Annotated in this window: 7 protein-coding genes and 3 pseudogenes; 2 read left to right on the plus strand and 8 right to left on the minus strand. The window is 60.1% G+C overall.

The genetic code is table 11. The annotated features are described in order from the left end of the window. Window positions 1-9: 9 nt before the first annotated feature. The 6 genes and pseudogenes from AC0V6U_RS07520 to AC0V6U_RS07545 form a co-directional block, all read right to left on the minus strand. A pseudogene (locus AC0V6U_RS07520) lies at window positions 10-918 on the minus strand (bile acid:sodium symporter); the annotation flags it as partial. Then, the gene (locus AC0V6U_RS07525; protein WP_472645547.1) at window positions 869-2,398 is read right to left on the minus strand and encodes a tetratricopeptide repeat protein; all 1,530 of its coding nucleotides are present in this window, start codon (window positions 2,396-2,398) and stop codon (window positions 869-871) included. The pseudogene AC0V6U_RS07520 and the gene AC0V6U_RS07525, both read right to left, overlap by 50 nt. Continuing rightward, window positions 2,382-3,747, minus strand: a pseudogene (gene prsR / locus AC0V6U_RS07530) (PEP-CTERM-box response regulator transcription factor). Before prsR ends, AC0V6U_RS07525 begins: the two are co-directional and overlap by 17 nt. Next, a complete protein-coding gene (gene prsK, locus AC0V6U_RS07535) occupies window positions 3,747-5,834 on the minus strand; it encodes an XrtA/PEP-CTERM system histidine kinase PrsK (RefSeq protein WP_486169417.1) in 2,088 nt (695 codons plus the stop codon). Before prsK ends, prsR begins: the two are co-directional and overlap by 1 nt. A 45-nt stretch (window positions 5,835-5,879) precedes the next feature. Further along, complete coding sequence (locus AC0V6U_RS07540; protein ID WP_472645549.1) at window positions 5,880-7,265, minus strand: TIGR03013 family XrtA/PEP-CTERM system glycosyltransferase; 1,386 nt, start codon at window positions 7,263-7,265, stop codon at window positions 5,880-5,882. Between the two features lie 167 nt (window positions 7,266-7,432). Continuing rightward, the gene (locus tag AC0V6U_RS07545) at window positions 7,433-8,770 is read right to left on the minus strand and encodes a helix-turn-helix domain-containing protein (RefSeq protein ID WP_472645550.1); all 1,338 of its coding nucleotides are present in this window, start codon (window positions 8,768-8,770) and stop codon (window positions 7,433-7,435) included. Window positions 8,771-8,925: 155 nt separating this feature from the next. On the opposite strand from AC0V6U_RS07545, the pseudogene AC0V6U_RS07550 reads away from it, so the two are divergent. Both AC0V6U_RS07550 and AC0V6U_RS07555 read left to right on the plus strand, forming a co-directional pair. Beyond that, window positions 8,926-10,525: pseudogene (locus AC0V6U_RS07550) on the plus strand (isocitrate lyase). 134 nt (window positions 10,526-10,659) lie between these two features. Continuing rightward, entirely contained in the window at window positions 10,660-10,839 is a 180-nt protein-coding gene (locus AC0V6U_RS07555) for a hypothetical protein (RefSeq protein WP_472645551.1), read from the plus strand. 137 nt (window positions 10,840-10,976) lie between these two features. Here the strand turns inward: AC0V6U_RS07555 and AC0V6U_RS07560 are convergent, their stop codons facing one another. Both AC0V6U_RS07560 and AC0V6U_RS07565 read right to left on the minus strand, forming a co-directional pair. After that, window positions 10,977-12,317: an amidohydrolase gene (locus tag AC0V6U_RS07560; RefSeq protein WP_472645552.1), complete on the minus strand. Its 1,341-nt coding sequence runs from the start codon at window positions 12,315-12,317 to the stop codon at window positions 10,977-10,979. A gap of 227 nt (window positions 12,318-12,544) precedes the next feature. Beyond that, window positions 12,545-14,374 (minus strand): SLC13 family permease, encoded by a 1,830-nt coding sequence (locus AC0V6U_RS07565; protein ID WP_486169418.1) that lies wholly within the window; start codon window positions 14,372-14,374, stop codon window positions 12,545-12,547. Window positions 14,375-14,383: the final 9 nt, after the last annotated feature.

The raw sequence follows: 14,383 nt of genomic DNA on the forward strand, positions 1-14,383 counted from the left end.
CTTTTGCGCTCCGGCGAACAGAAACGCGATCCGGTCTACTCGGGGGTAGCGCAATAGCCCGCCTGTGAGCCATGCTCCGCCCGTGCCGACGATCAAGAACGCAATGACCAGGCCGAGCAATGCGGCCCATTCAGCAAAGCCAAACATGGTCGCCAGCCCTTGCTCAACCGCACCCGAAAAGGCGACATAGACCGCAATACCGATCACCATCCGGTCGAGCCAGGCGACTTGGGCCTTGCGTTCTTTGAGCCAGCCGATTGTCCAGCCTTGCAGCGCTTGACCAATCATAAATGGCAGGATCAAGATCAGGCCGATGCGCACAATCGTCTCGCTGCCAATGTCCGCCGCGCTGCCGCCTCCCAATGCCGCGAACAATGGCGCGGTGAGGAAGACGCCGGCAATATTGATCAGCGCCGCACCGACCACAGATAGAGCGACATTTCCGCCTGCAAGGCTGGTGTAAGAGGTCGCCGATTGGATGGTGGATGGCAATGTGCCGAGATAGAGGAAACCCAGCGCGACCAGCGGCGGCAAGGCCCACTGCGCGAGCAGCGAAAAGCCAAGGCCCGAAAGCGCCATCGCCCCAAACACCCAGAGGAACAGCGGGCCGAAGAAGCGCCAATTGGCCAGTCCCCGCGCAATCTCGCCGCGGGCTATCCGCATTCCATTGACCAGAAACAGAATGAAGATACCCGTGTTCGACACCGTCTGAGCGGTTTCGCGCAGCTCTCCAGCCGCTGGCAGCACCAAAGCGAGAACCGTCGTCAAGATCAGCACGGCAATCATCGGATCGGCCAATAGGGATAGTCGCGATTTCATCGCGCGCGCTCTGCCCGCCCCTTTGCCCTTTGTCGAGGGGACTACGCTCTTACTCTGCTGGCGGCGCAAAGGCGCCCGGACGCAGGCTCTCCGCGGCATTCGCAAAGCCCCGCTTCTCGCTGTCACGCTCCAGCCCGCGCGCAGCCGCCGCCCGGAGGACCAGCAAATGCGGGTCGTTACCCGCACCCAGATCAATCGCATAGTCGAGCAACACTGCCACTCTCAGCCAGTCCTCTGCTGCTGCGCTGCGCTCTGCCAGCATCAGCACCGCCTCCGCATTGTTCGGCTCGCCAGCAAGGTGGCGCACCAGCAGCGTGTCTGCCGCAATATCGTCGCCAGTTATCCGGTAGGCCGCAATAATCCGCTGGGTTAGTGGCCATGGCCTGCGAATTTGCGCGGCCACTTGGTAGAGCTCCAGCGCTTGCTCCGGATCATTCACCGCAAGGCCAACGTCCCCAATCAGCGAATGCACATCAGCCGATCCTGGAAACTGACGGCGCAGCGAGTTGGCGAGCCGCGCGGCACCGGTGAGGTCATTCTGCGCAATCATATCGCGCAGCTGCCGCGTTGGCGCAGGCAAAACCGCTCTGCCACCTGCTGTGCTGCCGAGCACCACGAGTCCCCGAACGCGCCCTTCTGCCGCCCGCTCCAGCAGCGGTGCCGCCGCTTCTCGGTCGCCCAGCCGCTCATATGCCCGCCCAACTATGCTGAGTAAGTATGGCGATGCATCCAGCGAGGCCGTGCGCGGGGCAAAGCGCTCAACCAATTCAGCCTCACGCTCTCCGCGAAGCAGAGCCAGCGCGGCCAGCTCTAGAAGCCGGACATTGCCCGGTTGCCGCTCTGCCAAGGCGCTCAGCTTCAAAGCCGCGCTGTCATAGGCATTTTCATTGAGATCAATCAGTCCATCGAGCAGCAGCGCCGCCGGGACATTGCGGCTAACCATCCCGCTGCGTTCCAGCAAAGAGCGCGCGAGGATCGGTTTGTCAGCCCGCGCCGCCAACAGCGCTTGAAGATAGTGCACCTTAGGATGCTTGGGATCCACTTTGGCGAGCTTGCGAACAGCCGCCAGCATGTCGCGATTGCGGCCCAAATCCCCCAAGGTCGCAGCCAGATCGGCTAGGATTTCTGCGTCTTCAGGTGCCGCTTCATGCGCGGCCTCAAACCATGGCAATGCGTCCGATAGGCCATGCGCATCGCGCACCATTTGCGCGCGCAAATGCAGCGCCAGTGATGATTGCGGACCTAGCTCTAGCGCCCGCTCTGCTGCCTCCAACGCGGGCAAATGCTCCCCGCCGCGAAACCGCAGACGGGCAATTGCAACCCACAGCGCGGGGTTTTCCGCGTCGATTGCGAACGCCTGATCAAGCAACCCGCCCACTTGCGGCAGATCGCTGTCACGCATCGCTGCGCGCGCATCTTTGATCAAAGCGACAAATTCATCGCTGCCTTCAATCGCGGCTTCAGCGGGCGCACTGTCCTCTTCGCTGGTTAGCGAGCAGCCACCCAGCGCCAGTGCGCACCCGGCCAGCAGCCAGCCCAGCGCAAGGGTTCTAAGGCCAGATTTAGGCCTGCAAATCATATTGCTTGAGCAGGTCGTACAAAGTCGGCCGCACTGATCCCGAGCAGTTTGGCTGTGCTTGAGATATTGCCCTCGCTGCGCGCCAATGCATGGCGGATAACCCGGCGGTCCGATTGCTCACGCGCCGCCTTGAGGTTCAGCACTTCGGCATCTTCCTCTTCGCCGCTGTCAAAATCGAGGTCCTCAGCGTTCACCAGCTTGCCATCGGCCATGATGACCGCGCGCTTCACACGGTTTTCCAGTTCGCGGACATTGCCGGGCCAATCATGCGCGTCAATCGAGGCCAGCGCATCAGGACCAAAGCCCGTGACCGCTGGGTTCATCTCGGTAGAGAAGCGCTTGAGGAAAGCCTTGGCTAGCAAGATCGCATCCCCGTGCCGCTCGGCCAGGTTCGGGATACGCACAACGATCTCTGCCAGACGATAGAACAGATCCTCGCGGAATGTGCCCTCGCCAATCATGTTCTCAAGGTCTTGGTGGGTGGCGCAGACGATCCGGGTGTTCACCTCGATCTGTTTGCGCCCGCCAATCCGCTCAATCGTGCGCTCCTGCAAGAACCGCAGCAATTTGACCTGCAAAGGCAGCGGGATATCGCCAACCTCGTCGAGGAACAGCGTGCCGCCATCCGCGCTTTCGATCTTACCTTCAGTGGTCTTGACCGCGCCTGTAAACGCGCCCTTTTCGTGCCCGAACAGCTCACTTTCGAGCAGGTTCTCTGGGATCGCAGCGCAATTGATGGCGACAAACGGACCGTTCGCGCGGTCACTCGCATCATGCAGCCCTTGCGCGAGCAGCTCCTTGCCAGTCCCGCTTGCGCCCAGCAGCATGACAGAGACGCTGGTGCTCGCCACGCGCTCAATCGTGCGCGCCACTTTCACCATTTCAGGCGCGCCTGTGATCAAACGGCCAAGCACCGTCTTTTCCTCGCCAGCGCTAGCGACCAGACGGCGGTTTTCCTGTTCGATCAAATGCAAATTGTAGGCGCGGCGAACGATCAGGCCGAGCGCTTCGATATCAACCGGCTTTTGATAAAAATCATAAGCGCCGCGTTCAATCGCCTGCAGCGCGCTTTCCCGCGCGCCATGGCCGCTGGCCACGATCACCTTGGTATCAGGCTTCAGCTCCATGATTGCATCGAGCACAGCAAAGCCTTCGCTCGTGCCATCCGGATCAGGCGGTAAGCCGAGGTCGAGCGTCACAACCGCGGGCATTTCGCTGCGCAGCGCCGTAATGGCGGCCTCACGATTGCCCGCAATCACGACTTCAAAATCGTCATAGGCCCATTTGAGCTGAGCCTGCAGGCCCTCGTCGTCCTCGACGATCAATAGGGTGGGTTTCTTGTCGGCCATTATGCGACCTCGCCTGATTTGGGTTGTTCTTCTTTCGCGAGAATTTCAGCCGCCTCGCGCAGCGGCAATATGATGCTGAACCGTGTGCCCAGCCCTTCGCGCGATTCCACATTCACGCGCCCGCCCATCGCTTTCACGATTTCGCGCGCCTCGAATGCGCCAATGCCGAAACCGCCGTCTTTCGAAGAGACAAAGGGTTTGAACAGGCCGTTGCGGATGAAGCCGGGCGACATGCCGGAGCCGGTATCGATGATGTCGAACTGACCATTGAGGCCATCGCTCGACACGTCGAGATAGATCGGGGTTTCTGGATCACTTGCATCAATCGCGTTTTGGATGAGGTGCATGATCGCCTGCTCGAGGCCCTCATTGTCAGCCATCACAACCGCAGCATCAGCCCGTGTCAATTGCAGCGGATGCGTCACCTCAAAGCGCTTTGCGAGGCCCTTTGCCATGGCGGCGAGATCAACCGAGCGGCGTTCTTGCGATTGGCCAGATCCATAGCGGCCAAGGCGGGCGAGCAGATTGGTGAGCTTGTCCGATGAATTGCGCAGAGTGACGAGCATATCGGCCCGAAACTCTGGGTTGTCCGCGTGCTTTTCGGCATTGCGGGCGAGCAACGACAATTGGCTCGCCAGATTTTTGATATCGTGCATCACAAAGGCGATCCGGCGATTGAACTCGTCAAACCGGCTCGCCTCCATCAGTGCCTGCTGGCCTGACTGCTCAGCCAGATAGCTCGCTAGCTGTTGTCCCACGACTTTGAGCAGATCGTAATCCTCCCAATCGAGACGCCGTTCGATCCGCGGACGCGCCAGCACAATCGTGCCAACCAATCGGTCAAAGTGGACAAGCGGGACGAGCGCCCACACGTCTTCGGCCTCGATCAGCCATTCAGGCACCAGAGCAACCTCGCCAAAATGGTCATTGCCCGCGCGCACATCATCCAGATCGAGGATGTGATTGTGCTGTTCCAGTAGGCTCGACAGCTCATAGTCTGCCGCGATCGCTGGCACTGCGATGGTCGGCCAGTTGGAGCGCGCAACCAGCTCCAATTGCGCCTCTTCATTGGGCGCAAGCAGCAGGCCTGCAGGACTGTCGGTGATGTCGGCAATCGCCTTGATCGCGCGCTCTTGGAAGCTCGGCATGCCCGATGCGCCTGCGCCAACAGACGCGCTGCCAACGGTGCGTGTGAAACGCAGCCATTCCTCGCGGTAGTCATAGCGGTGCTGAAACAAGTGCTTCGTCGCCATCACCCTCAGCCACGCGCGGGCCCGTTCTGAGGGCAACCAAAGAACCGCTGCCATGCCTGCCAAGGCGAGGAAGATCACCTGCGTCGCGCGGCCCAGATCGCCGCCCAACATCGAGAGCGACTTGGTCACAAAGATCATCAGGACGAGGTAGGAGCCGATGACCAAGAGCGACAAAGTCTGGAAAGTGACCGCACGCGAAGGTCTGAATTCAAGCTCTGCGCTACGGGCATTGGCCCCAAGCACAAGCACTCCGATCATAACGCCCGACAATACCCCGCGCAGAGCGAGCAGCAGGCCGGGTTCTTGACCGCTAAGATAGGCGATTGTGTAAAGGTTGAGATCATAGCCCCACAGACATGCAAGCGCGACGCCGCTCCAGCGCAAGACCCGGCGCGCGGCCATCGATGCACCGACATAAAGGTTGTGCAGCAGCACTAGGGCACCAATCGCAACCAGCATGTTGAGCGCTGCGCTCACTTCAAATGCCACATCAATCGCCGTCGATCCGGGAGCTGCGCGCGCCTCGATCAAGAGCAGGACTGGCTGAAGCAATTGAACGAGAGCCAAAGTGATGATTACGGGCCTAGTCGGCCTAAGACTCTCGTCGCGTCCGTCATTGGCGAAGAGGCGGAAGATCAGGAATATCCACGCCAGATTGCGGGCCGTCTCGGCCAGCCGAACAAGTGGCTCCAGAGGTCCCTGGGCAGCGGCCAATGCGCACCAAATCCCGGTTAAGGCGATGGCGCTGAGCGCCGCCGCCCGGTCAGAGCGCGAACGATCTCCATTGCGCGTCGCCCACAGGGCCGCCACCGCGCAGCACACCGCGCTCGGCAAGATAGCCTGCGAAGCTGATCAATGTGAGAAGTTCGCTCTCAGCCATCAGCGTGCGCCCTCTGGCCAGAGCACCACGCGCACGGTTTGCAGCAGGATCACCAAATCAAGAAACGGCGTGTAGTTCTTCGCATAATAGAGATCATATTCGAGTTTCTTGCGGCTGTCTTCGGTCGATGCGCCGTACGGGTAATTGATCTGGGCCCAACCGGTGATGCCAGGCTTGACCATATGCCGCTCGCCGTAAAACGGGATTTCTTCCTGTAGATCATCGACAAATTTCGGCACTTCGGGGCGCGGCCCGACAAAGCTCATATTGCCTTTCAGCACGCTCCATGTTTGCGGCAGCTCATCGATGCGAACCTTGCGGATGAAGCGCCCAAGGCGAGTGATCCGAGGGTCGTTTTCTTCTGCCCATTTGGCGCCGTCCTTTTCCGCATCCGTGCGCATTGAGCGCAGCTTGATAAGGTAGAATGGCTCGCCGTAGAGGCCCACACGTTCCTGCTTGAAGAACGCAGGTCCTTTGCTGTCGAGCTTTACCAGCAAAGCGAATATCGCGATGATTGGGAAGGTCAGCAGCAGCAGAACCAGGCTAGCAAGAATGTCGAATATACGCTTGAATGCGCTTGAAATAACGCGGCCCGACGAAAACCCATCAGAGAAAATCAACCAGCTGGGATTGACCGTGTCCAGATCGACTCGGCCCGTTTCACGTTCGAGGAAACTTGAGAAATCATTGACGTGCACGCCCTTGGTTTTGATCCGTAAGAGATCCGGCAGCGGCAGCGCATTGCGCCGTTCCTGCAAGGCAAGCACCACTTCACTCACACCGAGGTTTTCGACAAACCGGCCAAGGTCATGGATCGCCTCACGAGCAATCGCTTCTTCGACTACGCGCTCCGGCTCGTTCATCGCGATGTAGGAGACAATCGCAAAGCCGGTTTCGGGCTTATCGCCGAGCTCACGAAGACGCTGCGCCCTATCGCCCGCACCAAGCACCATCACCCGACGACGAAAGGCCGATGAGCCGAGGAAACTGTTGAGGAACATCCGGTCCACGACCAGCAATCCGATGGCGAAACACATGGTGTAAAACAGGGTGGAGCGCCAGAACGTGTCAGCGGCGAGCACAAAGTCGATGACAGCCAGCGCAATGATCCCAAGACTGATTGCGACTAGCAACCTCGCACCAGCAAACCGCAGACTGCGCAGCGCATAGGGCCCGTAAACGCCCACGGAGATCATTGCGATCCACACCACGGCGGCTGAGCCGGTCAGCGGCAGCCAGCGCCCTGCAACAGGGTCTGGATCCATCCCAATCTGCGAGGCACGCAGCTGCCAAGCAAGCTCACTGGCCAGCACCAAAAGCGCAAAGTCCAGCAGGCCGAGCAGCAGCACAGCATGAGGGATATAGTGCTTAAACAAGCGGATCATCAGGTTCTAAGCTCGCAGTAATTGCAATTGCGAGTTTGGCTTTACGCGCGAGACCTTAAGTGTCGGTAAATTTTACAGAGCTTCCTCAAAGCCGCGTCATGCGCCGATTTACAAGGTTAATGACTTGTGAAGAACGCACTACGTGTTTGCGCCTAGTTGCGGGCAGCTCAAACCCGTGCCTGAGCCGCCAAACGCGCAGTTTGCGGGGTTAGGCAATCCGGCCTGCCGCAGCGTGAGCAATTCGCGCCTAAGGGCACCGCGTCTTCCTGTGCCAATGACACACCGCGCGCCTCCGCCAATTCACCTGCAAACCTCGCCTCTAACCCCAGCACAATCGCTTGGCGCGCCGAGCAAGTAACACCGTCGCCATCGACCGTGCGCGCCATGGTGAACCAGTGCTTTGGCGCCGCTTCACCTTCGCTGAACAGCACTGGCTGGGTGAGCAGTGTACCCGGGCGCTCAAACGCCGAATACGGCGCCCAGGCGGGCCAGCGCGCTCCATCGAGTGGGAACATCGCCCCGCTCGCCCCGGCGCTGAACCCGGCAAGCTCACCTGAACGATCCAGCCGTGCAGAAAAGAACGGCAGGCCGCGTTCGCCCACACGTTGCAAGGTCGTAAGCCGCTGGGCAACTTGCGCAAAATTGACCGCAAAGCGCCGCTGCAACACGGTAAGATCATAGCCGGTTTGCTCGCAGGCTCTCAGGAACCGGCCGTATGGCATCAGCAAGGCGCCCGCGACATAGTCACTGACCGCGCTGCGCATGGCATCGCGCGCCTCGCGGCTGGTCAGCCCAGCACCCTCGACGACCGCGTCGATTGCTTCGCGCTGCTCCAGCACGCCGACTTGCCGCGCAATTTGAAACCGCCGGGCTGCGCCGGGCAGCATTTCAGACAATTGCAGCTGGCGCGCGTGCAGATCGAGCCGAGCCACTTGGCCGGGGATCACCTCAGCGGGCAGAATGCGCACTGACAGACGGTGCCGCTCGCGCAAGCGCTCGTTTAAGGCCACGCTGATTTCGGCGCGCGACAGCCTGAGCTGATCGGCAAGATCCTCAGCTGCATGATCCAGGTCGGAGAAATGGTTCTGCCAACGCTCCACCGCCTCGCGGGCCTGACGCTGAGGATCATCACCGCGCGCCGCCACAACCCCGCCTGCATCAAACAGGCGCGCAAAGGCCGCCGCGGCCTGAGGAGCAGCCGCAAGGAATTCCTGCACCTCTTCCCGGTCAATACCCAGATCGCTGAAACGCTCATCAGAAAGACGGCGCGCCAGACCATCTAGCCCGCCAATCGCCTCGTCTTCGCGAAGGCTGCGCGGATCGAAGTCGAACCGCTCGATCACCTGCACCAGCACACGCGCGGACAGCGGACGTTGGTTGCGCTCAATAAGGTTTAGATAGCTTGGCGAAATGCCCAGCGAGGTCGCCATAGCGGCTTGGGTGAGGCCCTCGCGCTTGCGCAAACGACGCAAAGCAGGACCGGCGAGAAGGGAGTTATCAGCCATAACAGCGTTGTAAATTACTTTACAGCTTCACACAAGAATTACCGATTTCGAGCCGATACAGACACGATTGTCTGTAAGGTTTACTGGAGAATCGCGGCTCTGTCCGGCATATAGAATGGCGTAACCCTCCCCATAACGAAGCCGAAAGAACAGACATGACTTATCAAGCAACCACCGCGAAAATGCAGCAAACCATCAACGCCAACGGCCCAAGCTGGGGCGCTATTGATGCAGAAGCGACCGCCCGCATGGCGATCCAAAACCGCTTCCCCACCGGACTTGATATCGCAAAATACACCGCGAAAATCATGCGCGCCGATATGGACGCCTATGACGCGGACCCTGCGAAATACACTCAGTCGCTCGGTTGCTGGCACGGGTTCATTGCGCAGCAGAAGATGATTTCGATCAAGAAACACTTCGGCAGCACGAAACAGCGCTACCTCTACCTCTCAGGTTGGATGGTCGCCGCCTTGCGCAGCGAGTTTGGCCCTCTTCCCGATCAGAGCATGCATGAGAAGACCAGCGTTCCGGCGCTGATCGAAGAGCTCTACACCTTCCTTAAACAAGCCGATGCTCGCGAGCTGGGCGGCATGTTCCGCGCTCTTGATGCAGCGCGCGAAGCTGGTGACGAGGTAGAGGCCAAGCGCCTTGAGCATGCGATCGACAATTACGAAACGCACGTCGTTCCGATCATCGCAGACATTGATGCGGGCTTCGGCAATGCCGAGGCGACTTATCTGCTGGCCAAGAAGATGATCGAAGCGGGCGCATGCGCTCTGCAAATCGAGAACCAGGTCTCTGACGAGAAGCAGTGCGGCCACCAGGACGGCAAGGTTACCGTCCCGCACGAGGACTTCGCTCAGAAGATCCGCGCCTGTCGCCACGCCTTCCTCGAGATGGGGGTCGAAGACGGCATCATCGTTGCTCGCACAGACAGCCTTGGCGCTGGCCTGACCAAGCAGATCGCCTACACCAAAGAAGAAGGCGACCTCGGCGATCAGTACAATTCCTTCCTCGACTGCGAAGAGGTTGATCCAGCAAACATCCAGAATGGCGACGTTTTCTTGAGCCGCGGCGGTAAGCTGCTGCGTCCAAAGCGCCTGCCCTCCAACCTGTTCCAATTCCGCGCTGGCACCGGCGAAGATCGCTGCGTGCTTGATGGGATCACCTCATTGCAGGCTGGCGCTGACCTTCTTTGGATCGAAACTGAGAAGCCGCATGTAGAGCAAATTGCTGGCATGGTGGACCGGATCCGCGAAGTCGTTCCCAATGCGAAGCTGGTCTACAACAATAGCCCCAGCTTCAATTGGACGCTTAACTTCCGCCAGCAAGTCTATGATATTTGGTCTAAAGAAGGCAAAGACGTATCCGCTTATGAGCGTGAGAAACTGATGAGTATCGACTATGATACGACCGAGCTGGCGATTGAGGCTGATGAGAAGATCCGCACCTTCCAAGCTGACGCTGCGAAGCGTGCTGGCATCTTCCACCACCTCATCACTTTGCCGACCTATCACACCGCGGCGCTGTCGACTGATAACCTCGCTCGTGAGTACTTCGGTGAGCAAGCCATGCTCGGTTACGTCAAGAACGTTCAGCGCGAAGAGATCCGTCAAGGCATCGCTTGCGTGAAGCACCAGAACATGGCTGAGCTCTGACATTGGCGATGATCACAAGGAATACTTCGCCGGTGAGGCTGCCCTGAAAGCGGGCGGTAAAGACAACACTATGAACCAGTTCGCGGCTGCTTGAGCAGCAGCCTGTGGGGACCCGTTCGCCGCGCCCTGATTGAGCGGCGAGCACCTAGCGAGGCGGATTTGTCCGCCTCGCCGGGAACCAACCACAGGCTTAGAGAGCTTTAGTCTCATCAGCCTAGGAGAGTGACAATGACCGACACTACCAGCCCAGAACCAGCCCGCGCCCGCGCGCTGCTTTCAACCGCCGACATGAAGCTGCTGCGCCGTGCTCTGGAAAGCCATGCTCGCAGCACCGAAGATCGCGACGAACTCGCCAAGATCAACGCATTGCATCACCGTCTCGGGACTTACGCACCAGCGCCTGAGTAGGAAAGCGGTTTAGCGTACCCAGTTTACCAGTCTCCTGGGGAGGAGAATACGGCCGTCAGAGCAGCGATGCTTTGGCGGCCGTAACATGTGGGTTTGGCCTCAGGCCTTGCAGGCCGATGCGTTCTCCAACGCGCCGATCACCCTCCTTTACGCGGCAGCAGATCGAGCGTTGCCGCTGTCATTGCCTCGGTCGCGGTGGAGATCACGGCTTCCGCATCGGGCGCCCAGAACGGCGAGTGCAGCGACGGCAGCTCAAGCTCGCCAGCCTCTGATTTCGCCCATTGGTCCTGCGGCACGCCGCCGACCCAGAAGATCAGCGATTCGATGTTCTCCGGATCAGCCAGGTAGAACTGGCCGAAATCCTCGCCGCCCATCACTGGCGGGGTCTCGAACACACGCTCGCCAAAGCGCTCCGACAGGCCTGCCATCACCTGCTCGGTGAACTCCGGCGTGTTGTAGGTCGAGGGCAGATACGGGTCCTGCACGCTCACCACCGGCATCCGGTCCTCTGGCATGCCCGCCGCCATTGCCTCGGCCTTGGCGATCCGCTCAATCCCCTCGAGCAGAGCCGCACGCGATTCCGCGCCGTAAGAGCGCACCGTCAACTGCAGTTTCGCCTCATCAGGGATGATGTTGTGCTTTGCACCCGCGAGGAAGCTGCCGACGGTGACCACGGCGGGATCAAGCGGGTTCTTCTCGCGGCTGACGAGGGTCTGCAAGCGCATCACAATGCTGCTTGCGACCACGATCGGGTCCTTTGTGGTGTGCGGATAGGCGCCGTGTCCGCCCACGCCCTTCACCGTAATGTCGACGCTGTCCACATTCGCCAGCGCATAGCCCTTCGCATAGCCAATCGCGCCCGCTGGCGCGCCTGCGGCATCGTGGAAGCCCAGCACATAGTCAGGTTTTGGAAAGCGGGTGAACAGGCCATCTTCCAGCATCGCCAGCGCACCCAGCCCCAGCTCTTCGGCCGGTTGCAGGATCATGACCAAAGTGCCCTGCCATTCGTCTTTACGCTCGGCGAGCAGCTGCGCCGCGCCAATCCAGGCCGCCATATGCGTATCGTGCCCGCAGGCATGCATCAGGCCGCTCTCGATGCCAGAGGCCGGCACGCCTTTCGCCTTAGAGGCATAGGGCAGCCCGGTTTGCTCCGTCACCGGCAGGCCGTCCATATCCGCGCGCAGCATCACGGTCGGCCCCTCGCCATTGCGCATCACCGCGACGACGCCGGTCTGGCCAACGCCCTCTGTCACCTCAAAGCCGAGGTCACGCGCGCGGGCTGCCAGCTTCTTGGCGGTCTCGAACTCCTGAAACGACAGCTCCGGATTGGCGTGCAGGTCCTTGTAGAGCTCCATCAGGCCCGGCATGTCCTCGCCCACCGCATCACGCAGCTCGTCCGCCTGCGCCGGCACGGCCAGCGCCACCGCGCCCAATACCAGCCCCAGTGCCGCCGTGCTTTTCCGAATTACCCGAACCATCGTCTCACTCCCGTTGTGATTGCCCTAACATCGCCGCGCTCCGTTCGCCGCACGTGAAGCACGCTTGGAGCAGCTGGAACACAGTCTAAGGCCAAAAATCCATCCGATTGAACCATGCCTGTTTGATCGAAAAAAGCGATCAATCGCGCGGCAAAGTGGCTCATCAAAATCATGCTGCGCGGTGTCGCATATTTTCACCGCAGTAGGAAATCGCCAATCGGCCGAACCTACAGACCATAGGTGATCGCGAGCAGGACCGACAACGTCGCCACCATCAACACCACCAACGGAACGCCGGTGCGGACATAATCGGCGAAGTCATAATTCCCCTCTGCCATGATCAGCATGTTGGTCTGATAGGCAATCGGGGTCGCGTAACACAGGTTGCACCCGAACAGCACGGCCAGCACCAGCGGCTCTGGCGGCAGGCCAAGCTGAGCCGCAATGCTAAAGGCAATCGGCGTGCCCACCGTGGCGGCGGTCGCGTTGGAGGCAAAGTTCGTCAGCACGGTCACGAATGCCATGATCGCGGCCAGCACCAAGGCAGGCGGCAACAGCACCAGCCCCAGAGACAGGGCCTCGCCCAGCCAGGCGGCAGCGCCGCTTTCATCGATAATCCGGCCAATCGCGATACTGGCCGCGACCAGCACGATCACTTGGCCGGACAGCGCCCGGCCCACTCGGTCAAACTTCACGCAGCCGGTGACGAACATCAAAATCGCGCCTGCCAGAGCAGAAATCGCAATCGGGAAGATCCCCACCGCGGCGGTGAACACGGAAAAGCCCATGATCGCGGCGGCCAGCAAAGCCTTGGAGCGGCGCGGCATCTCGCGAGCGCCGTCCAGCATCAACAGGCTGTCTGCGCGTGAAAACGCCTCCAGATCTTCCTGAATGCCCATCACGAGCAGCACGTCGCCCTCTGTAATGCGCAGATCGCCGCCATCGGAATATTGATCCGGCCCGCCCAAAACGCGCGCTGGCCGGTGAATGCCCAGCACCGCAACACCATACAGATCGGCAATGCCAGAGGATGGCAATGTCCGCGTGATCAGACGGGAATCCGCCGTCACAGTCATCTCAAAGACAAGAATATCGCTGCCCAGCGCCGCTGAACTGCGCTTAATCCGGTCGAGCACCCAGTTTGGCGCAAGCTCTCCTTTGAGCTCGCGAACCGCATCCTCCAGCGCCTCATGCGTGCCAGAGATATGGATGCGCTGTTGGGGCTGAATTGGCCCCTTTTGCTCGCCATGAAAAATGATCCCGTCGGGCAGCTTGGGCAGAATGTCGGAGACATCCTGACCAATCAGATCGCTATCGCCAGCAATCCTCAGGCGAGTGTGGAACCGCCGCACATTCTGATCCGCTGCAACCTTATTGTCTTTCAGCAGGCGCGGCATCACCAGCCACATATAAGGCAGCGCGATCAGCGCCGCGCCCAGCACAATCGGCGTAAAATCAAACACGCCCATCTCGCGCATGCCCAGATCAACCGCGATGGAGACCACCAGAATATTGGTCGATGTGCCAATCGTAGTCGCCAGCCCGCCGATCAGTGAGGCGGCGTTCAGCGGCATGAGAGTTTTGGAAGTGGGCAAGGCCCCGCGCGCGGCGAGCGCCGCGAAAATCGGGATCATCAACACGAGCACTGGGGTGTTGTTGACGAACATCGACAGGAACAGAACGATTAACAGCGAGACGAGCAGGCCGAGTTGGAGGTTGATCTTAAAGACCCGTTCCAAAACGCGTGCGGCAGGCTCCAAGGCTCCGGTGACAACCAGGCCCCTGCCCATCACCATCAATGCGCAAATCGTGATCAGCGCGTAGTGTCCGAACCCTCCGAATGCGAGGACAAGCCCATCAGTGGGGCTCCCCGCTTCAACAAGGCCCGTAACCGGGTCGATTGTTGGGATAGGGAAGAAATACAGGCCAACCGCAATCACCGCGATCGTCAGCAGCGAGACGATTTCAATCGACATACGTCCGCGGACAAAGCCGACGAACATCATGACCGTAAGGGCCATGGCAGCCATGGCGTGATATGTTGGAAGCGACAGCATGTTCGTTGC

The organism is Erythrobacter sp. W36 (assembly GCF_057364935.1).